General features: G+C 64.2%; 31 protein-coding genes. 5 read left to right on the top strand and 26 right to left on the bottom strand.

The window, feature by feature from the left end; genetic code table 11:
• Positions 1-114: 114 nt before the first annotated feature.
• From rplQ to rplV, 23 genes are all read right to left on the bottom strand, one after another.
• Positions 115-576, bottom strand: a complete 462-nt coding sequence (gene rplQ, locus CAP_RS11630; RefSeq protein ID WP_231511338.1) for a 50S ribosomal protein L17 — start codon at positions 574-576, stop codon at positions 115-117.
• A gap of 77 nt (positions 577-653) precedes the next feature.
• Positions 654-1,694, bottom strand: a complete 1,041-nt coding sequence (locus CAP_RS11625) for a DNA-directed RNA polymerase subunit alpha (RefSeq protein WP_081864787.1) — start codon at positions 1,692-1,694, stop codon at positions 654-656.
• A gap of 190 nt (positions 1,695-1,884) precedes the next feature.
• Positions 1,885-2,286, bottom strand: coding sequence for a 30S ribosomal protein S11 (rpsK, locus tag CAP_RS11620; protein ID WP_044239746.1), 402 nt, complete (start codon positions 2,284-2,286; stop codon positions 1,885-1,887).
• 18 nt (positions 2,287-2,304) lie between these two features.
• Positions 2,305-2,673, bottom strand: coding sequence for a 30S ribosomal protein S13 (gene rpsM, locus CAP_RS11615; RefSeq protein ID WP_044239743.1), 369 nt, complete (start codon positions 2,671-2,673; stop codon positions 2,305-2,307).
• A gap of 45 nt (positions 2,674-2,718) precedes the next feature.
• A complete protein-coding gene (rpmJ, locus tag CAP_RS47890; protein WP_081864792.1) occupies positions 2,719-2,835 on the bottom strand; it encodes a 50S ribosomal protein L36 in 117 nt (38 codons plus the stop codon).
• Positions 2,836-2,868: 33 nt separating this feature from the next.
• Entirely contained in the window at positions 2,869-3,120 is a 252-nt protein-coding gene (gene infA / locus CAP_RS47885) for a translation initiation factor IF-1 (protein WP_081864786.1), read from the bottom strand.
• Positions 3,117-3,794, bottom strand: coding sequence for an adenylate kinase (locus CAP_RS11610; protein ID WP_044239741.1), 678 nt, complete (start codon positions 3,792-3,794; stop codon positions 3,117-3,119). Before CAP_RS11610 ends, infA begins: the two co-directional genes overlap by 4 nt.
• A 12-nt stretch (positions 3,795-3,806) precedes the next feature.
• Positions 3,807-5,132 (bottom strand): preprotein translocase subunit SecY, encoded by a 1,326-nt coding sequence (gene secY / locus CAP_RS11605; protein ID WP_044239738.1) that lies wholly within the window; start codon positions 5,130-5,132, stop codon positions 3,807-3,809.
• Between the two features lie 36 nt (positions 5,133-5,168).
• Entirely contained in the window at positions 5,169-5,660 is a 492-nt protein-coding gene (gene rplO / locus CAP_RS11600; RefSeq protein WP_044239735.1) for a 50S ribosomal protein L15, read from the bottom strand.
• Between the two features lie 73 nt (positions 5,661-5,733).
• Positions 5,734-5,925, bottom strand: coding sequence for a 50S ribosomal protein L30 (gene rpmD, locus CAP_RS11595; RefSeq protein ID WP_044239733.1), 192 nt, complete (start codon positions 5,923-5,925; stop codon positions 5,734-5,736).
• Positions 5,922-6,521, bottom strand: a complete 600-nt coding sequence (gene rpsE, locus CAP_RS11590) for a 30S ribosomal protein S5 (RefSeq protein WP_052374835.1) — start codon at positions 6,519-6,521, stop codon at positions 5,922-5,924. The genes rpmD and rpsE overlap by 4 nt, the downstream gene beginning before the upstream one ends.
• A 50-nt stretch (positions 6,522-6,571) precedes the next feature.
• Positions 6,572-6,934, bottom strand: a complete 363-nt coding sequence (rplR, locus tag CAP_RS11585) for a 50S ribosomal protein L18 (protein WP_044239729.1) — start codon at positions 6,932-6,934, stop codon at positions 6,572-6,574.
• Positions 6,935-6,973: 39 nt separating this feature from the next.
• Positions 6,974-7,570 (bottom strand): 50S ribosomal protein L6, encoded by a 597-nt coding sequence (rplF, locus tag CAP_RS11580; RefSeq protein ID WP_044239726.1) that lies wholly within the window; start codon positions 7,568-7,570, stop codon positions 6,974-6,976.
• Positions 7,570-7,965 (bottom strand): 30S ribosomal protein S8, encoded by a 396-nt coding sequence (gene rpsH / locus CAP_RS11575; protein WP_044239724.1) that lies wholly within the window; start codon positions 7,963-7,965, stop codon positions 7,570-7,572. Before rpsH ends, rplF begins: the two co-directional genes overlap by 1 nt.
• 4 nt (positions 7,966-7,969) lie before the next feature.
• Positions 7,970-8,155, bottom strand: a complete 186-nt coding sequence (locus CAP_RS47880; protein WP_081864785.1) for a type Z 30S ribosomal protein S14 — start codon at positions 8,153-8,155, stop codon at positions 7,970-7,972.
• Positions 8,156-8,170: 15 nt separating this feature from the next.
• Positions 8,171-8,710 carry a 50S ribosomal protein L5 gene (gene rplE, locus CAP_RS11570; RefSeq protein ID WP_044239890.1) on the bottom strand — a complete coding sequence of 180 codons (540 nt, stop codon included), beginning with the start codon at positions 8,708-8,710 and terminating at the stop codon, positions 8,171-8,173.
• Between the two features lie 209 nt (positions 8,711-8,919).
• Positions 8,920-9,237: a 50S ribosomal protein L24 gene (rplX, locus tag CAP_RS11565; RefSeq protein WP_044239720.1), complete on the bottom strand. Its 318-nt coding sequence runs from the start codon at positions 9,235-9,237 to the stop codon at positions 8,920-8,922.
• Positions 9,237-9,605, bottom strand: coding sequence for a 50S ribosomal protein L14 (gene rplN, locus CAP_RS11560; protein WP_044239718.1), 369 nt, complete (start codon positions 9,603-9,605; stop codon positions 9,237-9,239). Before rplN ends, rplX begins: the two co-directional genes overlap by 1 nt.
• A gap of 3 nt (positions 9,606-9,608) precedes the next feature.
• Positions 9,609-9,905 carry a 30S ribosomal protein S17 gene (rpsQ, locus tag CAP_RS47875; protein WP_044239888.1) on the bottom strand — a complete coding sequence of 99 codons (297 nt, stop codon included), beginning with the start codon at positions 9,903-9,905 and terminating at the stop codon, positions 9,609-9,611.
• A 116-nt stretch (positions 9,906-10,021) separates the two neighbouring features.
• Positions 10,022-10,249, bottom strand: a complete 228-nt coding sequence (gene rpmC / locus CAP_RS11550) for a 50S ribosomal protein L29 (RefSeq protein ID WP_044239716.1) — start codon at positions 10,247-10,249, stop codon at positions 10,022-10,024.
• Positions 10,250-10,257: 8 nt separating this feature from the next.
• Positions 10,258-10,671: a 50S ribosomal protein L16 gene (gene rplP, locus CAP_RS11545; RefSeq protein ID WP_044239714.1), complete on the bottom strand. Its 414-nt coding sequence runs from the start codon at positions 10,669-10,671 to the stop codon at positions 10,258-10,260.
• A 12-nt stretch (positions 10,672-10,683) separates the two neighbouring features.
• Positions 10,684-11,376 (bottom strand): 30S ribosomal protein S3, encoded by a 693-nt coding sequence (gene rpsC / locus CAP_RS11540; protein ID WP_044239712.1) that lies wholly within the window; start codon positions 11,374-11,376, stop codon positions 10,684-10,686.
• Between the two features lie 14 nt (positions 11,377-11,390).
• On the bottom strand, positions 11,391-11,729 hold the full coding sequence (gene rplV / locus CAP_RS11535; RefSeq protein WP_044239711.1) for a 50S ribosomal protein L22: 339 nt from the start codon (positions 11,727-11,729) through the stop codon (positions 11,391-11,393).
• A gap of 529 nt (positions 11,730-12,258) precedes the next feature.
• Between rplV and CAP_RS50235 the strand changes: the two genes are divergently transcribed.
• The 3 genes from CAP_RS50235 (at position 12,259) to CAP_RS11520 (ending at position 15,679) form a co-directional block, all read left to right on the top strand.
• Entirely contained in the window at positions 12,259-12,951 is a 693-nt protein-coding gene (locus CAP_RS50235; protein WP_044239710.1) for a hypothetical protein, read from the top strand.
• Between the two features lie 195 nt (positions 12,952-13,146).
• Positions 13,147-14,151, top strand: a complete 1,005-nt coding sequence (locus CAP_RS11525; RefSeq protein WP_081864781.1) for an SUMF1/EgtB/PvdO family nonheme iron enzyme — start codon at positions 13,147-13,149, stop codon at positions 14,149-14,151.
• Between the two features lie 31 nt (positions 14,152-14,182).
• Complete coding sequence (locus tag CAP_RS11520; RefSeq protein ID WP_044239708.1) at positions 14,183-15,679, top strand: hypothetical protein; 1,497 nt, start codon at positions 14,183-14,185, stop codon at positions 15,677-15,679.
• A gap of 246 nt (positions 15,680-15,925) precedes the next feature.
• On the opposite strand, the gene CAP_RS11515 is transcribed toward CAP_RS11520, so the two are convergent.
• Positions 15,926-16,540 carry a hypothetical protein gene (locus CAP_RS11515; protein WP_044239705.1) on the bottom strand — a complete coding sequence of 205 codons (615 nt, stop codon included), beginning with the start codon at positions 16,538-16,540 and terminating at the stop codon, positions 15,926-15,928.
• A 394-nt stretch (positions 16,541-16,934) separates the two neighbouring features.
• Between CAP_RS11515 and CAP_RS11510 the strand changes: the two genes are divergently transcribed.
• Together CAP_RS11510 and CAP_RS11505 are read left to right on the top strand one after the other, a co-directional pair.
• On the top strand, positions 16,935-17,696 hold the full coding sequence (locus CAP_RS11510; RefSeq protein WP_081864780.1) for a Bax inhibitor-1/YccA family protein: 762 nt from the start codon (positions 16,935-16,937) through the stop codon (positions 17,694-17,696).
• A 336-nt stretch (positions 17,697-18,032) separates the two neighbouring features.
• A complete protein-coding gene (locus CAP_RS11505; protein ID WP_044239702.1) occupies positions 18,033-18,665 on the top strand; it encodes a hypothetical protein in 633 nt (210 codons plus the stop codon).
• Between the two features lie 21 nt (positions 18,666-18,686).
• Here CAP_RS11505 and CAP_RS11500 read toward each other — a convergent pair whose 3' ends face one another.
• On the bottom strand, positions 18,687-20,708 hold the full coding sequence (locus CAP_RS11500; RefSeq protein ID WP_052374830.1) for an HD-GYP domain-containing protein: 2,022 nt from the start codon (positions 20,706-20,708) through the stop codon (positions 18,687-18,689).
• Between the two features lie 3 nt (positions 20,709-20,711).
• Positions 20,712-21,842 (bottom strand): PhoH family protein, encoded by a 1,131-nt coding sequence (locus CAP_RS11495; RefSeq protein ID WP_044239877.1) that lies wholly within the window; start codon positions 21,840-21,842, stop codon positions 20,712-20,714.
• Positions 21,843-21,923: the final 81 nt, after the last annotated feature.

The raw sequence follows: 21,923 nt of genomic DNA, 5'->3' as shown, positions 1-21,923 counted from the left end.
AGCCCTCTGAATGTTGGGGCGCTTCGGCGCTGCGGAGCAGCCCTGGATGCCAGCGACTGAGCCGCTCGCATCCAGGTCAATACAACCGCCCAGCGGCCTCTGACTTCAGTGACGTCAGCCAGCCGCGCTGACTGGAACCTGCGGTTCGGCTGCCGTCACCGCAGAAGCTTGGGTCGGCCCTGACTCCGCGATGGGCGCGGCATCGATGAACTCGATCAGAGTCATTGGCGCATTGTCGCCACGCCGAGGCCCGAGCTTCACGATGCGCGTGTAACCTCCCGGACGGCCCTCAAAACGCTTGGACAGCTCTCCGAGGACCTTGGCGATGATGTCGACCTTGGAACCGTCGCTCTTGACCCCCCAGCGAGGGATGTAGGAGCCTAGGAGTCTCTCCACGTGCAGCCTCTTCGCCCGATCACCGACGGCCAGCTCCGCAGTCGGTGTATACGCGACTGCGCCAAGCCGGGTGGCCTTGCTGATCAGTCGCTCTGCCACGCGCCGGAGCTCTTTTGCCTTGGCTTCGGTGGTCTCGATCCGCTCGTGCGTGATGAGATTCGCAGCCAGGTTACGGAGCATTGCGCGCCGGCTCGAGGTATCGCGGCCGAACTGTCTACCAGATTTTCTGTGACGCATGACACTCCCTCAGTAACGGCTCAAGCCTGCGCCTGCTGCGCCTTCCAGCGCTCCAAGAGCTGCGGCCAGTTATCGATTTTCATTCCTAGCGACAGTCCCATGTTCGCCAGGATCTCTTTGATCTCTTTGAGAGACTTGCGGCCGAAGTTCTTCGTCTTCAGCATGTCCTGCTCGGTCCGCTGCACCAGCTCTCCAATGAGAGTGATGTTGGCATTCTGAAGGCAGTTGGCGGATCGGACACTGAGTTCCAGCTCTTCAACGGAGCGGAAGAGGTTCTCATTGAGAGGTTCCTCATCCGTCATTGCCGATTGATAGCTGGTCTCTTCACTTTCCTCGAAATTGATCCAGATGGAGAGTTGCTCTTTCAGGATCTTCGCCGCGAATGCAACAGCGTCAGAAGGCGACACGGAACCGTTCGTCCACACCTCGAGAGTGAGCTTGTCATAGTCAGTCACCTGACCGACACGCGCATTCTGTACGGTGTAATTGACCTTGCGGATCGGCGAGAACAGTGCGTCGATGGGAATCGTGCCGATGGGCATGGTGGGCGTCTTGTTCCGCTCCGCTGGGACGTAGCCACGTCCAGCATTCACCGTGAACTCCATCGAAAGAGGGCCCTTCTTGTCCAGGACCGCCACCAGGTGGTCCGGATTGAGGACGGTCAGCCCATCCACGAGCTGGATGTCTCTCGCATAGACAGGCCCAGGACCCTCCTTATCGATGCGAACAGAATAGGTCTTCGCCTGCGCAGCCTTGAAGACGACTTCTTTGACATTCAGGATGATGTCGCTCACGTCCTCGACGACATCCGGCACGGAGGTGAACTCATGAAGAGCTCCCTCGATCCTGATGGCGGTCACTGCAGCCCCCTGCAGCGACGACAGAAGCACGCGACGAAGAGAATTTCCGATCGTGATGCCGAAGCCGCGCTCCAGCGGCTCGCAGGTGAACTTCGCGTAGAAGCCCGTGGTGTTCTCCGCGTCGACGGAGATGCCCTTCGGGCGGATGAGGTCACGCCAGTTGCGTGCGACCACTGTCATGTTGGGACTGCTCGTTGTCATACAATCTCCGTGCTTCGCAGAGTTTGCGCGGAAGTCTCGTATGCAGACCGCACTCGGACTGACATACCGCTCCCTGCCCGCATTGCTCGTACCAGGAATTTGGGGGACGTGCTTACATGAGTCAGAGCCGCTCACGCTTCAATCGCGTGAGCGTATCTTCACAGAACCGCGGAGAGGGCTCAGCCGACGATTACACCCTACGGCGCTTCGGCGGACGGCAACCATTGTGAGGGATGGGAGTGACGTCGCGGATCAAGGTGACCTTGAAACCAGCCGTCTGCAGCGCACGCAGCGCACTCTCTCGCCCTGCACCGGGCCCCTTCACGAAAACGGCCACGGACCTCATTCCATGCTCTTGCGCGCGCCTTGCAGCCTCTTCCGCTGCAAGCTGGGCAGCGAAAGGCGTCGACTTGCGCGAGCCCTTGAAGCCGCGAGCACCCGCGGATGACCAAGCAACCGCATTCCCGTTGATGTCGGTGATCGTCACCACGGTGTTGTTGAAAGTCGACTGAATGTGCGCGATGCCCGCCGCAACATTCTTCTTAACTTTTTTCTTCTGCTTGGCTTTGGTGGCCGTTTTCGCTTGCGCCATGACCTTGGTCCTAATTAATCACTTGCGCCGCGCCAGCATGCCCTTCCGAGGGCCTTTTCTGGTGCGAGCATTGGTATGAGTCCGCTGCCCGTTGACCGGCAGTCCGCGCCTGTGTCGCAGTCCACGATAGCAGCCTAGATCCATCAGCCGCTTAATGTTGAGCTGAACCTCGCGCCGCAGGTCTCCTTCGACCTTGTACTCGGCGTCGAGAAGGTCACGGATCAGCTTGACCTCTGCATCGGAGAGTTCTTCGACTCGTTTGCTCTCCGGGATGCTGGTCTTCTTGCAAATTTGTTTCGCGAGCGTTGTTCCCACACCGTAGATATACGGCAGGGCGTACACGAGATGCTTTCGGCGAGGAAGGTCGACACCAGCAATGCGGGCCATGAGCTACTCCAAACTGACTCGTTGAAAGGCCTTCTGCCGTGAGGGCTAGTTGCCTTGTCGCTGCTTGTGGCGTGGATTTTCACAAATGATTCGCACCACCCCACGACGGCGCACAATCTTGCACTTATCGCAAATCTTCTTGACGCTCGGTCGAACCTTCACGGTGACCCTCCAATTATCGCCGAATCGGCTCACTCACTTGTGTCTATACGTGATCCGGCCGCGACTCGGATCATAGGGAGAGACTTCGACAGTAACCCGATCGCCCGGCAGGATCTTGATGTAGTACTGGCGCATCCGTCCGCTGATCGTTGCAAGGACACCCAGGCCGTTATCGGCCTTCACGCGGAACATGGCGTTCGGGAGAGCCTCTTGGACGACGCCGTCGAACTCTAGTTTGTCACCCTTGGGCTCTTTAGGAGGCTTATTCTGTTTGGAACGTCTCATGCTTTACCTGTGCTACCGACCCGCGAAGGGTCTTGGTCCGCTCCACGCATCGTATCCTTGATGGAGAGCATGACCCTGTGCGTGACATCGTCGGGACTCCCAACTCCGTTCACGCGGCACAGGAGTTGCCGCTGCTCATAAAATGGCAGTAGAGCCGCGGTGATCGCCTCATAGGAATCAAGGCGTTTTCCCACAGCTTCAGGCCGGTCATCTGCCCGGTGCTCCAACTCGATTCCCCGGGGGGGAGGATTGTACAAGAGGTGGTAAATCTGTCCAGTCAATTTGTCGCTGCGACGATGGACGACACGCTCTTCGAGCAATGACCGTGGAACGTCGAGCAAGACCACCGCATCAATCTCTCGTCCCCTCGTGGCGAGCATGGCATCCAGCGCCTCTGCTTGCCCAACCGACCTCGGGAACCCATCCAGCAGGAACCCTGCTTGGCAATCAGGATTGGCCGTCCTCGTCTCGATCAATCCGATAACGGCCTCGTCGGGAAGAAGCCCACCGGCATCCATGATGTCCAGGTAGCGCTTCTCCAGCGTTCCCGCGCGTTTCGCCTCCCGCAGCATGTCCCCTGTGGCCAGCTGCGGAATGCCGCCAAGCTGTTGGCAGATGGTGCGAGCCTGGGTGCCTTTACCGGATCCAGGTGGACCGAGCAGGATCACGATCATCGAGCCATCCTCCTATGCCTCTGGCACCTGACGGCCTCTGAGCCGACCAGCTCCCGGCCCCGTCAGCCCTTCATAGCTACGGGTCAGCATGTGTGCCTCGATCTGGTTCACGGTGTCCAATGCGACACCCACCACGATCATCAGTGAGGTCCCGCCGAACCCGAACTGAATGCGCATCATGTTGCCAAAGATCGCCGGAAGCACGCACACGGCAGCCACATACATCGCCCCGCCGAACGTGATCCGCTGCACGACCCGCTGAATGTAATCGGCAGTCTGTTTGCCCGGCCGGATCCCGGGGATGTTCGCCTGCTGCTTTTTCAGGTTCTCAGCGACGTCGACAGGCTGAAACGTGATGTTCGTATAGAAGAAGCAGAAGAAGACGATCAGCAGGGCGTAGCCAGTATTGAAGACCCAATCACCCCGATTGATGACCGCCTGGAGTTTGTCAGCGCCAGGAACGTTCATGTTCGCGAGCGTCGCAGGGAACATCAGCAGCGATGATGCGAAGATCGGTGGAATGGTCCCTGCCGTGTTCACCTTCAAAGGAAGGTGGGCGGTCTGTCCGCCATAGACCCGGCGCCCCACCTGACGACGCGAGTACACGATGGGAATCTGTCGTCTCCCGTTCTCGAAGAACGCGACAGTCGCGATGACCATCACCACGAATGCCACGATGATCGCCACGGTCAAGGGCTGAACGTTGCCCGAGTTGGAGGCGAAGTACTGCGCGATGGAGGTGGGGATGTCAGCGATGATCCCGGCGAAAATCAGCAAGGAGATGCCGTTCGAAATACCCCTCTCGGTGATCTGCTCACCGATCCACATCAGGAACGCAGTCCCCGTGGTCAGGGTGATCATCGTCATCAAACGGAAACCAAATCCAGGATGATTGACGATCCCGGCACCTACATCACCCGTCGTGCTGCCTTCCAGCCACGTGGCGATGCTGAATGCTTGAAACAAGGAGAGCGCCACGGTCCCATAGCGCGTGTACTGGTCGAGCCGTCTCCGGCCCTGCTCCCCTTCTTTGCGCAGCTCCTCCACGGGCTTGTAGACCATGCCCATGAGCTGAAGGATGATCGACGCAGAGATGTAGGGCATGATGCCCAGCGCAAAAATCGAGAGTTGCTCGAGAGCTCCCCCCGTGAACATGTTGAAGAACCCGACGACCCCTCCCTGGGACCGCACGAACTGCTTCATCGCAGTGCGATCTACGCCGGGTACAGTAACAAAGACCCCCACCCGGTAGACGGCGAGCATCACCAAGGTGAAGATCACGCGCCTCCGCAGCTCGGGTACCTTGTAGAAGCTGGTGATTCCCGCGAGGCTCGCCATTGTGAACGCAGGTCCCGAGTAGGGTTGGATTGATTGCTAAGCGGAAGGAGCTTCGGCTGGCGAAGCTGCGACGGCGTGACTCGGCAGGACCACTGCCTTGCCGCCGGCCTTCTCAATCTTCTCCAGAGCGCTCTTGGAGAAGCGATGGGAACTCACGGTGAGCTTCTTCGTAAGCTCACCGTCGCCCAGGATCTTGAGCACGTCGAACCGTCCCTGAACGAGGCGGCGCTGCCTCAGCGCTGCGATGTCGACGTGAGCTCCGTCCTCGAAGCTCTCAAGGAGTCCCACATTGATGCTCGCAACGACGTCGGCGAGAGGATTGCGGAAACCTCGCTTGGGCAGACGGCGCTGGATGGGCGTCTGGCCGCCCTGAAAGTGCTTCTTCCCGATGTTGCCCGTCGAGCGAGCTTTCTGGCCCTTTTGGCCCCGTCCTGCCGTCTTCCCGAGACCTGAACCCGGGCCACGACCGACCCGAGTTTCCTTCGTAACGGCGCCTGCGGGCGGCTGAAGTTTCGAGAGGATGTCCATAGTATGCACTTCCAAATCACCGCTGATCACGCGAGCGGTGGGTTTCTAGAGATGGCCCGTCCGAGGCGATCCGCTACTGAGTAGCGACCTCTTCGACGGTCACCAGATGCAGAACCTTCTTGATCATGCCCCGAAACGAAGGCGTGTTCGCGACCTCCACTTCGGACCCTGGTCCTCGGAGGCCGAGGCCTTTGACGACCTTTCGCACGGCCTCCGGCCGACCGATGGTGCTGGCGTGCTGCTTGACGCGGAGTCGGGAGGTCATGCTGCACCTCCCTCAGTCCCAGCAGCAGGAGCAGCTTCGGGAGCCTTCGGGATGACACTCGCCCGACGGCGACCCGTCGTACCGCCGCCCTTGCGCTGCCAGCCGAGATCATCGGTCTGCATCGAGCGCCTGTTCGCGACCGAATCGGGGGCGCGCAGAGACTTGAGCGCCGCGACCGTCGCGTGAACCACGTTGTGGGGATTGGTGGAGCCCAGCGACTTGGACAGAACGTCGTGGATGCCGGCAGATTCGACGACAGCGCGAACCGCACCACCCGCGATGACGCCAGTTCCAGGGCTTGCCGGCTTGAGCAGCACGTGGCCGGCACCCACGTGACCCTTGCTCTCGTGGGGGATCGTGGCGCCGTCGAGCGGCACCCGGAAGAGATTCTTGCGGGCCTGATCGTTGCCCTTCCGGATCGCCTCCGGAACCTCGTTCGCCTTGCCTAGGCCCACGCCCACATGGCCAGCTTCGTCACCAACCACTACCAGCGCCGAGAAGCTGAAGCGGCGGCCGCCTTTCACGACCTTGGCGACACGGTTGATGTGGATCACCCGCTCCTTGAGCTTTTCTTCGTCGACCTGATCGAACGCCATAAACGCCTCTGCACACATGCCCACGACTGGTGCGTCAGCACCAGTCCGGCTTAAAAGTCGAGTCCTGCCTCGCGCGCTGCCTCGGCCAAGGCGCGCACGCGCCCGTGGTAGAGGTAACCGTTACGATCGAACACCACGCGGCTGATGTCCCGCTCTTTGCAGATCTTTGCGATCAGGGCGCCGACCTTCTTGGCCGCCGCAACCTTGTCGCCTTCACTGTCCAGTTCGCTCTTCACATCCTTCGACAGCGTCGAAGCGAACGCAAGCGTCCGACCCGAGGCGTCGTCGATCACCTGGGCATAGATGTGCTTGGCGCTCCGAAACACGCTCATCCGAGGGCGGTCCGAGCCACCGTAGACGTTCTTGCGAATGCGGAGCTTACGGCGCTCCCGACCAACGATTCTCATACCCATCGTGACCTCACCGGCTGGCAGCCTGGCCGCCCACTGATGCTATTTCTTCCCGCTCTTACCGGCCTTGCCCGCCTTTTCACGGACACGCTCGCCCCGGTAACGCACGCCCTTGCCACCGTAAGGCTCCGGCGGACGGAACCCTCTGATCTTCGCAGCAGTCTGCCCGATGAGCTCCTTGTCGGCCCCTTGCAGAACCAGCACCGTGCCCTTCGAGTCGGCAGGGATCGAAGCAGTGAGGCCCTTCGGAACCTCGAAGACCACGGGATGCGAGTACCCCAGCGCGAAGGTCAGCGTCGTGCCCTTCAGCTCGACACGGTAACCGGTGCCCTTCAGCTCCAGGATCCGCTCGTAGCCATCGGCCACGCCCTTGACCATGCCAGCCAGCAGCGCACGCACCAGGCCCTGAAGCCGAGAGGCATCACGGCCCGGTGCATCCGAAGACACCAGCAGCTTGCCTGCATCCAGTTTCACATCGATCTGTGAAACGATCTGCCGGGTCAGGGCGCCCTTCGGGCCCTTGATCTCCACGTTCCGGCCGTTGACCGAAGCGGCGACCCCCTTCGGCAGCTCCACCGGACGCTTGCCCACGCGAGACGTCTTCGACGTCTTGCTCTCTGTGGTCTCTTGGGTGTTCATCACCAAACCTCGCAGAGCAGCTCGCCGCCAACCTTCATCCGGCGAGCATCACGGTCGCTCATGATGCCGTGCGACGTGCTCAAGATAGAGATGCCGAGGCCGCTTCTCACCCGCGGAATGCCGTCGTGGCGCACGTAGACGCGCCGCCCAGGCCGCGAGATCCGGCGCACACCATCGATCGCCGACTGACGATCTCGGCCGTACTTGAGCACAATCGTCAGCTTCTTCGCTCCCTCGCCTTCGGCCTCACGCACATCGGCGATGAAACCTTCGGACTTCAGGATCTGCGCCACCGCCGCCTTCATGCGGCTGGCAGGGATGTCGGTCCGGTCGTGGCGCGCGAGCGCCGCGTTCCGGATGCGCGTCAGCATGTCAGCAATGGGATCGGTCATCATGGGATCACCAGCTGGCCTTGATTACGCCCGGGAGTTCACCACGCAGTGCGAACAAGCGCAGGCACAGGCGGCAGAGCTCGAAATCTCGGTAGTAGGCGCGCGAGCGACCGCACACCTTGCAGCGGTTTCGGTGCCGAACCGCGAACTTCGGTGGACGGTTGAGCTTCGCAAATTCTTTTGCACGGGCCATCGTCAAAAGTCCTTGTCAGTGCCGGAACGGGATACCGAGCTCGGTGAGCAACGCGCGTCCTTCCTCATCCGTCCGAGCGCTCGTGACGAAAGAGATGTTCATCCCCTTCACGACATCGATCTTGTCGTAATCGATCTCGGGGAAGATGATCTGCTCGCGCAAACCCATCGTGAAGTTGCCTTTGCCGTCGAAGCCTTTCGGGCTCACGCCCTTGAAGTCACGGACGCGCGGCAACGAGAACGCGATCAGCCGATCGACGAACTCCCACATCCTCTCGGCGCGGAGGGTGACCATCACGCCGATGGGCAGGTTCTCGCGCAGCTTGAACGTGGCAATCGACTTCCGAGCACGGGTCACGACCGGCTTTTGCCCGGAGACGGCCCGCATGTCTTCGACTGCAGAGTCGATGACCTTGGGATTCTGCACCGCCGCCCCGAGGCCCATATTGAGGACCACCTTCTGGAGGCGTGGAACCATCATGACGTTCTTGTAGCCGAAGCGCTTCATCAGCGCCGGAGCCACAGCCTTCTGATAATGCGTCCGGAGCCGAGGGATGTAGCCCTCGGGCAGCTCGGTGGGCTCACCAGTGCTCTCGAAGTCAGGATTCTTGCTTCGAGCGACGTCCTTGTCCTTCGCCCTGCCACCGCCCTGGCTCTTCCCCTGAGAAGCCTTGGCCTGCTGCTGGGGCTGCGCCTTGGCCTTGTCCTTTGCCTTGGCGTCTCCCTTTGCGTCCTTCGACGCCTTGTCCTTCTTATCAGCCATGGCTAGCCCTGGGTGATGACGGAACCGCTCTTCGCGACCCGTTGACTCTTGCCGTCTTCGCCAACACGCACGTGCACCCGCGTCGGCTTGCCAGTCGTCGGATCGACGGGCATCAGTTTGCAGGCGTAGATCGGTGCCTCTTTCGTCACCTTCCCGCCCTCCTGGTTGCGAGGCGTGGGGCGCTGGTGACGAGTCACCACGTTCACGCCCTCGACCACAGCCTTGCCTTCATCGAGCAGCAGCTTGGTCACGCGGCCTTGCTTGCCGCGGTCCTTGCCGCTGATCACCTGAACGAGGTCGCCGACCTTCAGCCGTTGCATCAGAGCACCTCCGGCGCCAGCGAGATGATCTTCATAAACTTCTTAGCGCGCAGCTCGCGAGCGACCGGCCCGAAGATACGGGTCCCGATGGGCTCCTTCTCCTTGTTGATGAGCACCGCGCTGTTCGCATCGAACTTGATGTAGCTGCCGTCGGAGCGCTGGTACTCGCGGGCAGTACGAACCACCACCGCGCGCGCCGTGTCGCCCTTCTTGACCTTCGTCCCCGGCATCGCCTCCTTGATGGAGACGACGATGACGTCGCCGAGCGCAGCGTACTTGCGGCGCGAGCCGCCGAGCACCTTGATGCACTTCACGACGCGGGCACCGGAGTTGTCCGCAACCTCGAGATGGGTGGACACCTGGATCATGGCTTACTCCTCCACCGGGCGGGCGATGAGCTTGGTCACGAGCCAGCGCTTTTCTCGCGAGATCGGACGGTGCTCGGTGATTTCGACGCGGTCGCCGACCTTGTACTGGTTCTGCTCGTCGTGAGCCTTGTAGCGCTCGCGCTGCCGAACATACTTCTTGTAGACCGGATCGAGCGCGTTGCGGACGACCTCCACGACGACGGTCTTGCTCATCTTGTTGCTGGTCACCTTGCCGACCAGCTTCCTGCGGAAGCCGTGCGCCTTCGCTCTGGCGTCGGATGACTCAGCAGCCCCCGTCACCGGAGCTTCGACCGCCGCCTTCGGCGCAGCCGGGCTGGCAGCAGGCTTCGCGGCAGGTGCGGAAGTCGGGACGGCAGCCGGTGCTGCTGCCTTGTTCTCGCTCTTCTTGGCCATGGTTATGCCTTCTCTTCCGTTGCCTGCGCCGGTGCGCTCTCGGACTGCGCGCGCTGGGTGAGAACCGTCTTCACGCGCGCGAGGTCCCGGCGCGCCTTCCGAATGCTCGCCGTGTCGTTCAAGCGGTTGGTGAAATTCTTGAAGCGGGCCTGAAACACCTCGCCGGCCAGAGTTTTCTCGAGCTCGGTCAGGTGCTCAGTGGTCCGTTCACGCAGATCCTTGGCCTTCATCGCTCACCTCACTGGAGGCCACGCACGAGGAACTTGCAATCGATCGGCAGCTTGTGCGCAGCGAGCCGAAATGCTTCCCGAGCGACGTCCTCTGCAACGCCGCTGATCTCATACATGACCCGCCCAGGCTTGATGAGGGCGCACCACTCCTCGGGCGCACCCTTTCCTCCACCCATGCGGACCTCGAGCGGCTTCTTGGTCACCGGATGGTCCGGGAACACCCGGATCCAGAGCTTGCCAGCGCGCTTCACGTGCCGCTGGATGGCCATACGAGCAGCTTCGATCTGCCGCGCCGTGATCCTCGCCGGAGCGAGCGCCTGAAGGCCGAAGTCGCCGAACGAGACATCACTCCCAGTGTGGGCGATGCCGCGGACGCGGCCCTTCTGCATTTTGCGGAATTTGGTTCTCTTGGGAGACAGCATGTCCCGGTCCCTCTACTGGATCCTGCGCGCCTTGCGCTGGAGGACCTCACCCTTGAAAATCCAGACCTTCACGCCGATGATACCGACCTTCGTCCTGGCCTCCGCCAGGCCGAACTCGATGTCCGCGCGCAGCGTGTGGAGAGGCACGCGCCCCTCGCGGTACGTCTCGACCCGGCTCATCTCACTGCCGCCGAGGCGACCCGCGCAGCGGACCCTGATCCCCTTCGCGCCGAACTTCATGGCCGTCGACACGGCCTTCTTCATGGCGCGCCTGAAGGCGATCCGGCGCTCGAGCTGCGTCGCGATGTTCTCGGCGACAAGCTGCGCATTGGTCTCGGCCTTGCGGACCTCCTGGACATCGATGAAGACCTCGTTGTCCGTGAACGAGGTCACGCCCGGGAACAAGCTCTCGCCCTTGGCCGCAGCGCCGATGTTGCCGCTCTTCAGCGTCTCGATGCCCTTGCCGCCCTTGCCGATCACCATGCCAGGCCGAGCGGTGAATACGATCACCTTGGCCCGGTTCGCGGCACGCTCGATCTCAACGCCCGCGATGTTGGCGTTGTAGAGGTAGTGCTTGATGGCCCTCTTGATACGAATGTCTTGGTGAAGCCACTTCGTATACGAGGAGCCATCCTCGTACCACTTGCTACTCCACGTCTTGATGACACCGACGCGGAAGCCATACGGGTGGGTCTTCTGTCCCATGTGCGGCCGGTCCTCTACTTTCGCTCGCTGAGCTCGATGACGATGTGCGAAACGCCCTTGGTGATGCGAGTCGCTCGGCCCATGGCGCGCGGTCGCCACCGCCGGTTGAACTTGTTCGGCGCCTTGTCGACGGCAGCCTTGCTCACAAAGAGCGCATCGAGATCGGCGCCGCCCTGCCGGGCGTTCGCGACCGCACTCTCGATGATCTTCTTCAGGATCGGAGCGCCACTCTTCTGAGTGAAAGAGAGGAGCTGGATCGCCTCGGCCGCATCACGACCGCGGACGAGGTCTGCGATCATCCGCGCCTTTCGCGGCGCGATCCGCGAGAACCTCGCACTGGCTTTGCTTACCATTCGAGACACCTCTCGACGATGCCAGTCTTCGGAGGGGCACTCCGGACTGGCGTCGAACCCACGGTCTAGTGTGGGAATCGGCTATAGTCGTCGTACACTTCCGATTCCGACCTGGCGTCACCATCACGGTGGCGCTTTCCCTCATTCGCAACGACGGGGGGGTGCCCACGGCGGTCGAGGAGGCAGAGACTGAACCGAAGTGCCGTTACGACTCTTCAAAGAGAGATCGCTGTTACCCGACCTCCCCGAGAAAGGGAGCGCGGTGTCTACCAAGGTTCATCCAGGCGCGCAAGTGGATCTCACAGATCCCACCATCCCTCGCCAGATCCGCTGGATCTTGGAGCCCGCGCACCACCCCCTCGAACCCCTCAGCGCATCGCCTCACGCCTCCCTCACCTCCCAGCGCTCCCCGTGATCCCGGACGCCCTCGCGTTCACTGCACGCTGGAGCACGGCTGCGTCGAGCGTGTCGGCTTGCCCCCACGCGGACGGTAGTTCACTGTGGAAGCTCCTGAGGAGGTCACTGCATCATGCTTGCTCTCAACCGGTACACCTTCATTGCGCTTCCCGTCATCGCCTCCATGTCCATCTTCGCAGGCTGTGTCGTGGAGACCGTCGACACGGACAACCCCGTCAACACCACCTCGAACGGTCCTGCCACCACCGGCACGGGTGCTTCCGGCGGCACCGGCGGCACCGGCGGCACCGGCGGTGAGGGCGGCACCGGAGGCGAGGGCGGCGCGGCCGCTTGCGTAGACGAGACCCCCACCGGCGCAGTGATCGTGGACGCCGATTGCGACGAGCTGAACGTCAATCCCGTCGCCGCAGCAGACTGCCCCAACGAGCCGAACCTCGAAGGTCCCGGCTACCGGATCTGCTTCTGGGGTATCGACCACCTCAACGATGGTGCCAACGAGTACTTCTATAGCTGTCTGGCGGAGATCGGAGTCCAGGACGCCTGTGATCCCCTACCGGTTCAGGCCTGCATCGAGGGCCTCTACGAGGACACCTGCGAGGCCCCCCCTCTCGTCGTCGACCTCTGCCAGCAGATGCAGGACGAGTGCGGGGCGCCCATCGACCAGGCCCTCTGCGCGACTCAGCTCGCCCCCTTCAGCGAGGAAGGCGTGATGTCGATCGGCGAGTGCATCAACACCGCGGACCCGGCCCTTGACTGCCAGGGCGCCTTCGACTTCTGCATCGAGGATACCCTCGCTTCGTTCTGACGATGCCGTGCAGGGCCTGACGGCCCTGACGTCTCCCATTCGAGGCCACGCCTCCTGGATGGGACACCCTCCCACCTCGCCGCCCTACACACATCGCCTGCAGCGCATGCCTCCCCTCGTCAGGCGTTGCGCGCGCCCCCGTGCGAAGTTTCGGTTGCATTGCGGCGCTCGCCAGGGAGATGCTCGACGCCCCTCATGGCTCGGACCTCCGCACTGCCATGCCCCGGAAACCGCCTCGTTTCCGGGCGTGGTGCCCACCAACCCCAGGGGTTGCTGGCGTGCGTCTCCCTCGCCGCCACCCTCGGCGCCCTGAGCTTCGGCACCGCGGGGTGCGCAGCCGGTCCCGCCTCTCCCGTGTGGCCCACCGATCCCGCTGCAGGTCGCCACGCCCCGACGGCTCCTGCCCGGCTCATCGCCGAGCCCTCACCCAAGGCGAAGGTTGCCTGGCTCCCCGACAAGAGCCTGGCTCCCATCCAGACCACCCTTGAGCCTCCTCTCCAGGGAGATGCCCTGATTCTCGCGACCACCGCCCGCTGTCCTGCCGAGATGGCCCTCATCGAGGGCCAGGTCTGCATCGACCGCTGGGAAGCGTCCCTCGTCGAGCGTACCCCCTACGGTGAGCGCGCCTGGTCCCCCTTCCTCTCCGTCGAAGGCAATGAGCGCCGCGTCCGAGCCGTCTCACAGCCTGGCGTGATCCCTCAGGGCTACATCAGCGGACAGCAAGCCGCGCTCGCGTGCACAGCCTCTGGCAAGCGCCTGTGTGCCCCCAGCGAGTGGGAGCAAGCCTGTCGCGGCCCCTCCCGCGCCACCTTTCCTTATGGAGAGCGTCGACGCTACGGCGCGTGCAACGACGACGGCCGGGCCGTGCACCCTGTCTCGGAGATCGGCGCGCTGCTCGACATCCAGCACGACGATCTTTGGCGCTCCGCGATGAACAACCCTCTCATCAACCAGCTCCAGAGCTCCCTCCTCCCCACCGGCGAGCGCGCGTCGTGCACCAACGCCTATGAGGTGTTCGACATGGTCGGCAACCTCCACGAGTGGGTCGACGACGCCGCCGGCACCTTCCGCGGCGGCTACTACATGGACACCGAACGAAACGGCGACGGCTGCAGCTACGCCACCAGGGCGCACGACTTCAGCTACCACGACTACTCCACGGGTTTCCGCTGCTGCATGGATCCGGAGCGGGTCGAATGACCCTGCCTCCCCACGATCGAACGGCGTTGACATGAACCGCACACCTCGTGACGAAGCGCGCAGCAGGCGATACCGCCGCGGCGCATGGCTCACGGCGCTCCTCCTCGCCACGACCGCCAGCGCCTGCAAGAAAGAGAAGAAAGACGACCCCCTAGGCGTCCCACCCCCCCGAGGCGCTGCCTCGACCGACGAGCTCTCCACGTCGCTCGGCCAGGCGCGTGCGCTGAACACGGGGCTGGTCCCCACCACCACCCGGTGGCTGCGTACCTTCGTCCTCGACGACAAGCGCGCCGTCCTCATCGGCGAAGTCGTCAACGAGACCATCGCCCTGACCACCGAGAACGCTGGCCGCACCTGGCAAGCGCTTCGCCTCGAGCGCGACGGCTGGTCCACCTGGTCCCTCGGTGCAGACGGCAGCGCCGCCGTCGTGCTGGGAACCCCCGTCGCCGCGAAGCCTTCCAATGACCCACGCGCCGCAGCCGCAGCCGCAGCCGCAGCGACCTCCACCTCGTCCGCCGCCGCAGCCACCGAGGAACCGGTCCGCATCGCCTTCGCGGCCTTCGCGGCTCCCCAGCTCACGGCGCTCGCCCCCGTCATCATTCCCAAGCGCAAACCGAAGGCACAGCACCCTGTGGACCTGTTCCCTGCCGTGCTGGGCCCTGACCGCGCGGTGCTGGTGATGGAGGAAGCCCCTCGCCGATGGATGCTCGCCTATGGCGGGCTCGCCGGCGCGGAAGAAGCAGCCCCCCTCAAGCTCCCTCCCACCGAGCAGGCCGTCACCACCCCCTACGGCCGCCCTCCCATGTTGCTCTCTGCGCGCGGCCGCGATCTCCTGATCCGCCCCATCCCTGCCCCCCAGGAGCCGCTCGCCACGCCTCAGAAAGTCCCCGGCGTCGTCGCTACCCCGCCGCTGCTCACCCAGCTCTCCACGGCACCTGCCTGCGACATGGGCGCCTGGTCTTTCCAGCTCCTCGTGCAGCCCAAACCCATGGTGCTCGCCGTCTCCAAGGACAAGACCACCCTCTTCCCGCTACCCGCCAAGCCCACCCGCAACACCTTCGGCTGTGTCGGTAACCAGCTTGTCATCGGAATCGAGGATCCCTCCCCCCTCGACCCCTCCGACCCCACGGCGGATCCCAAGAAACGGGTGAGCACCCTCGCCCTCTGCACCCTCGAAGGCCAGTGCTCCGTCCCCCAGAAGCCCCCGTTCCGCCCCTGGGTCGAGCCGCACGAGCGCACCATGATGGCAGCGCCCACCAAGCAGGGTGCTGTCGCCGTGCTCACCTCCCGGTCGCCCACGCGCTGGGGCCTCTACCTCTCGCAATCGGTCGATGGCGGCAAACTCTATGAGGTCCCCCGCGTCATCGGAGAAGGGATGGGCGATCGCGGCCGCATAGAGATCGGCGCGGTCCTCTCATTCAACAACCGCATTCTCCTCCTCCTCGAAGCCGACGTGACCGGCACCTCGCGCAGGGGCTGGTATGTCACGGCCTCCGACGATGGTGGTCTGACGTGGGGTGTCCCCTGAGGGTGGGAAGCGGCGCTCCGTGGCCCACCCTCGATGCGGGCAGGCGACGCGCGATGCGGGCAGGCGACGCGCGAACTCAGGGGTGAGGCGAGTTCGGACTTGCGCAGTGGAAGCGGTTCGGCAAGTTCACATTCGGTAGCTTCTGCCCACGAGTCGACGTCCGACGGGTGGAAGACGCCGACGCGCGGGCGGACCAGCCACCGACCTGCGCTTTACGGCGCCGGCCAGGAGCGCTCCGATCGGCCTTCAGCTCTTCGCGGGAGTTTGCGCCTGCGCCGATGCCTGTCCCTGCGCGCGCTTGCGGCCGCCCTTGGACGCGGCTTTTCGCGACGGACCAGCGGCATTCTTGCGCGCCACCATGCTCGCGCTGTCAGCGGTCTTCGCATCGCCCGCGTAGCGCGCAAAACGACGATCGCCACCCTGGAAAATACGCTTTGCGAGCTTCAGCTCCTTGAGCGCAGCAGCCGCGCGGGTCTGCGGAATGCTCGCCTGCTTTGCCACCTCGCTCGCGCTGAGCCCAGTGCTCGCTTTCACAATGCGCTCGACCTTGTCGAGGGTCTCCTGACGCTGTGCCGACGTCGTGGTCGCCTTGCGGGGACGTCCCGGCCGACGCTTCGGCGCCGCTGCTGCAATGCTGCTGCTGCCGCCGCGCTTCGATGCGGGCTGCGCCGCACCCTTCTTCGACGGCGCCGCGGGGGCGCTGCCACCGCGCAGGCGGGCACGGGTCCCCGTCTCCGCCGCAAACACACCATCGATGCCCGAAAGCGATCCGAGCTGATTCTTAACGAGCGCAAGGAGCGCCTCGTCCGGCATTTTCCGAACGAGCTCTACAATCTGTCGCGAAAAGGCGTCCGCTGCCATCTGGAATCTCCCCTCGCCGAGTCCAGCTCGGCGGCTGGTTACGACTATGCCGTTGCCCGTTGCGGGGTCAAGTCAAGATTGGAGCGATGCGCGCTTTTTCATTCTGCACGGGGTCATTCAGACTCCTATCGAAACCACCATCAACGAACGTTTACCCGCGTCCTCCACCACTCTCTGCCCACCTGAGCGAGCGCGGATCGTCATGATGCACCGCATGAAACCGACACTGAAGTGCCAGCCCGCATCGGTTTCGTGGACCCACCGCCTTCCACCACCCTCTCTGTCACCTTCCTTCCCTGTCGGGGCCGCCCCGCACGCCATTGCGTTCACCCGGCGCATGGCTACGCTGTTCCGGTGAAACTGGCGCAAGCGCGGCGGAAAGGATCAGAGAACGATGGACCGGGGCTATAGAACGGCAGATGCATGGGGGCCGAGGGCGCTCCAGGGAACGGGCTCGCGCACGGCTTTCCTCAAGAAAGTTTACATGCTCTTCACCGCGAGCGTCGTTTTCTCCGCGGCTGGAGCGATGATCGCCCTCTACGCCGGGACCTCCGTCTCCCGCGTGGCTGTGGGGGAGGGCTCTTACAAGACAACCGTGCCGCCCCTGGTGGCACTTGTTGCACAGCACCCTTTCATCACCCTGGCGCTGTCGCTCGGCGCGGTGTTCGGCGCCTCGTTCGTCCGCCACATCAAGGGTGTCAACGTCGTCGCATTGTTTGGAATGGCAACGGTGCTCGGCATCCTCTTCGCGCCGGCCCTCTTCGTCGCCCAGCTCAGCGCGGGCATGGGAGGCACGTTTTCGGCCTCTCCGATACGGGACGCTTTCATTCTCTCCGTGGTCGGGTTCGGCGGGTTGACCACCTATGCCCTGTTCACGCGCAAGGACTTCTCCTACCTCGGAGGCGCGCTGACCATGGGCATCTTCGTGGTCCTCGGGGCCTCGATCCTGAACATCTTTCTCGGCAGCTCCGCATTCGGGCTGGCCATCTCCAGCGTCGGCGTCCTGCTCTTCGGGGCCTACGTTCTCTATGACACGTCTCGCCTCCTCCACAGTGATGACGAACAGGACGCTGTGGGAGGTGCCATCCGCCTCTACCTAGACTTCATCAATATCTTCCTCGCCCTGCTCCGTATCCTCTCCGCCCGCCGCGACTGACCCCTACCGGGTCTCGTCGCTGAAGGCGCTCCGAGCCGCGGCCCGAGTTCCTGCTCGCCTCCTGCCCCTCGGTGGCCTCCCGGCGCCCTCCTCTGCCCCCCTGACGGTCCTGCTCGCGGTCCGCACCTCCATCCCTCGCACCCCGCTCCCTCAAGGCTCCTGAGACCTCACCTGCCACCTCCTGCGCAGCAGGGAAATTTTCCCTGCCCCTCTGCATCCGGCGCACGCCTGACCTCCCTTCCACCACTGCCTGCCTTCTGCACACGCGCCCGCAGAAACTCCTGCGCCCTGCTCGAAAAACGCGACGCCTGGCACCCCGCGGTCTACAACCTCCCCGTGCCCCACGGGAAATCCCCACGTGCGAGCCGCAGCTCGAGGCCCTGCAGCATCCTCGCGCTCGTTGTCGCGTCTCTCGCTTCCCTCACCGCCTTCACCTTCGGGTGTGACGACCAGCCCCCTCCCGCGCCCACGGCGCCCCCTTCGCCGCCGGCATCCACCGCGCCCCTCCCCTCGTCCTCCGCGGCGCTCGCTCCGGCCCCAGGGACGACCACCACGGCCGCTGCCAGCGCCGCTGCGCCAGAGGGCACGATCCTCGCCGGCGTCTGGGAAGGTGCCTACGACGCTGCCAAAGGTCAGATCGAGCTGCCTGCCAGGATCAAAGACAAGCAGCGCAAGAAGGATGACGGCAAGATCGCCACCGGGAGCGGGAAGATCACCCTCACCGTGGACGCCGACGGGACCTTGAAAGGGCAATCCCGAGGCGCCCTCGGCGATGCCTCCATCACCGGCCGCATGGAGGGCGACATCCTCCGCGCCTCCGTCACCCCCGACGACCCCCACGCTCCCCAGGCGATGAGCGGCATCCTCGTGGGTAAGAAAGAAGGCGACGTGCTGCGCGCGAACCTGCGGGTCGCCGGCCCCGACGCCCTGCTGGTGCGTGAATCGAAGGTCGAACTCCGCCGGAAATGAGCCCCTCCGGCGCCCTCGTCCTCAGTCGACGCGCGTCCCCACAATGACGCCTGACCACGCCTTCGCCTCGATGAAGATCTTCACGAGGTCCGCGTCGAGGTGGTGGTCTTTCACCTCAAGCCCCAGGATATCGAGCGCTTTCTCAATGGGTATCGCCCGCTTGTAGGGCCGGTCGCTCGCGGTGAGCGCGTCGAAAATATCGCTGATGCTCATCAGCTTCGACTGGAGCGGGATCTCCTCCGCGCGCAGCCCTTGCGGATATCCCGTCCCGTCGAGCCGCTCGTGGTGCGAGGACGCGATGTGCGCGACCCTGCGGAATTGCCGACCCCAGGGGATCTGGCGCAGGAATTCGAAGGTGTGCACCACGTGGCTACGAATCTCCTCGATCTCCGCCGGGGTCAGCGAGCCACGCGCGACCTTCAAGCTGAACAGCTCCTCGGGCTTCAGGAGCGGCAGCACGCGCCCCTCCATGTCGGTGAAGGTGTCTTCCATGATCGCCTCGATCCGCTGGAAATTCCCGCCGCTGAGGATGGTGGGCTCATTGGCGGCGCAGATTGCCGCGAAGCCCCCGAGCAGCTTCGCCTTGTGCATCGCCAGCTCCTCGTCGAGCGCCCGTACCTCGGCCGCCGGCGCACCCCGCTCCAGCGCGGCGAGCTTGCGCGACACCACGTCGAGTTCGATGGACCTCACCGCGAAATCGAAGCGCGCGCGAATGCTGTCGAGCTCGTGAGGGAAGAGCTTCTTTGCCTTGAGCAGCACCTCTTCCCGTACGCCGATCTTGCCGAAATCGTGGAGCAGCGAGGCGTATTCCAGTTCCTTCAGGTCGTCGCGCGTCCAGGTGACTTCACGGTAAGGGCCGCTATCGGTCCGCTCCACCGCGCGCGCCAGGCTCACCGTCAATTCGGCCACCCGGCGCGAGTGTCCGCTCGTCGTCGGGTCGCGCTGCTCGATGGCCTCCACGCTCGCCCGCACGAACCCCTCCAGCATCCCCTGGATCTCTGCATAGAGCTGCGCATTCTCCAGCAAGATCCCCGCCTGCGAGGCCAGCATGGTGAGGAGGTCTTCGCTGTGCGCGTCGAACGGAATCACCTGCTCTTCCACGTCCTCCGGCGCGAGCAACCGCCTGTCTGGATCACGCTTTTTGTTGATGAGCTGGATGACCCCAATGGGCTCCCCGTCCCGCGAGCAAAGCGGCGCGCAGAGCATTGACTTCGTGCGGTATCCGAAGCGCTCGTCGAACGATCGGTCGAAGCCCAGCGCGCTGCCCTCGGGCAGGGCATACACGTCCACGATGTTGAGCAAGCGCCGGTGCAGCGCCACCGAGCCCGCCATGGTCCCCGGACCGACCGGGAAGGTGAACTCGCGCGAGTCGAACGTCACCGAAGCGTTCTGCGACAGCTTGAAGCGCAGGCGGCGGCGCAGCACGTCGTGGTCATCTCCCTCCACCACGTAGATGCTCCCGGCGTCCGCGCCGGTGATGAACCTGCTCTTCTCCAAGATCATCCCGAGTAGCCGATTCACCTCTCGCTCGGTGCTGATTGCACGCGCGATCTCCAGAAGCTCGCCGAGCTCACCGCCCCCTGCGCGCGCCCACCGGCTCCGCCCATCCACCCGCGCTTTCACCTCCATCAGCTCGAAGGCATTGTGGATGGCCACCTGGAGTTCATCGCTCCCCGCGTCGGCCGAGATGATCGCCCCGAGTCCTCGGTTCAGGGCCGAGGCGATGTCTCCACCCCGCGGTCGGCCGAGCAACACCAGCGACGCGGTTCCCTCCGCGAAGCGCACCGCGAACGGCTTCAGCACCTCCCGCTCGCGCTCCCACACCATCGCCGGCGCGAGCACCGCGAACCGCCCTCCCCGGCTCACCGTGAGCAGCAGCGGGTGCGGACGCACCACCTGGAATCCTCCGAACCTCTCCTCCTCTCGCAGGAGCGCCAGGAGCCTCCCCAGCCGATCCGGCACGCCCGGAGACGACGCGCTCCCGCCCCCGACGGTCGGGACCACCCCCGTGAACACATGCGCCTCGCCGATGATCTGCGACATGGTCTAGGTCCGCCTGGGGTCGATCTCGGACGCCGTTCCCGCCGCCTCGGCCGGGGGGGACGTCTCGCCATACCCCTCGCGTGCTCCCCGAGGACCGCTGCCCTCCCGTCGCTGCGCCTGCTCTGCCTCCCGCCGCTGCGCCTGCTCCGCGTCTCGCCGCTCGTAGGCGATGATGATCCGCTGCACGAGCGGGTGCCGCACCACGTCCACGTCCGTGAACGAGCAGAACGCGATCCCCTCCACGTGCCCGAGCAGCCCCCGCGCCTCGGCGAGCCCGCTCCGCGCGCCGTGGGGTAGATCCACCTGGGTCACGTCGCCGGTGACCACCGCGCGCGATGCGTAACCGAGGCGCGTCAGGAACATCCGCATCTGATCGCTCGTGGCGTTCTGCGCTTCGTCCAGGATGACGAAGCAGTCGTTCAGCGTCCTGCCGCGCATGAAAGCGAGCGGGGCCACCTCGATTTGCCCCCGCGTCACCAGCCCCTGCGCCTTGTCGGGGTCCATCATGTCGTGCAGGGCGTCGTAGAGGGGCCGCAGGTACGGGTTCACCTTCTCCGCCAGGTCTCCCGGCAAGAACCCCAGGCGCTCCCCTGCCTCCACGGCGGGCCGGGTCAGGATGATCCGCTTCACCCGCCGCTCGAGCAGCGCGTGCACCGCCATTGCCATCGCCAGGTAGGTCTTGCCCGTTCCCGCCGGCCCGATCCCGAAGGTCAGGTCATGGGCACGGATCGCCTGGATGTACCGCTTCTGTGCCACGCCTTTCGCGGTGATCGGCCGCCGCCGCGGCGTGATCAGCACCACGTCCTCGAACAGCTCGCGCAGGGTCACCCCCGGCTCGTCGCGCATCGCCTGCGCACCGCGCGCATAGTCCTGCGGATCCAGCACCACTCCGCTCCGCAGGATCTGCGCCGCCTCCGCGAGACAGCGCTCCGCGAGAGCCACCTTGTCCGACTCGCCCGCGAGCAGGATCTTGTTTCCCCGCACCCCGGCCTCGATGCCGAGCGTGCGCGCGATGATCCGGATGTGCTCGTTGCCTGGCCCCGCCAGCCCCACCAGGGTGCCCTGGTCGAGGACCTCCACCTCCGCCGTGACCCGCACCGTCGCGCTCTCGGGCAAGCTCGCTTCTTTGTTCATTCCGCTGGTCATCTCGCTGTTGGTTTCGCTGTTGGTTTCGCTGGTCATCCCGCTGTTCGTTCCGCTGTTCTGTGCCACGCG

It is taken from the genome of Chondromyces apiculatus DSM 436 (assembly GCF_000601485.1).
Classification (GTDB): domain Bacteria; phylum Myxococcota_A; class Polyangia; order Polyangiales; family Polyangiaceae; genus Chondromyces; species Chondromyces apiculatus.
The sequence above is the reverse complement of the archived record's forward strand: the minus strand, read 5'-3'. Positions and strand labels throughout refer to the sequence as shown.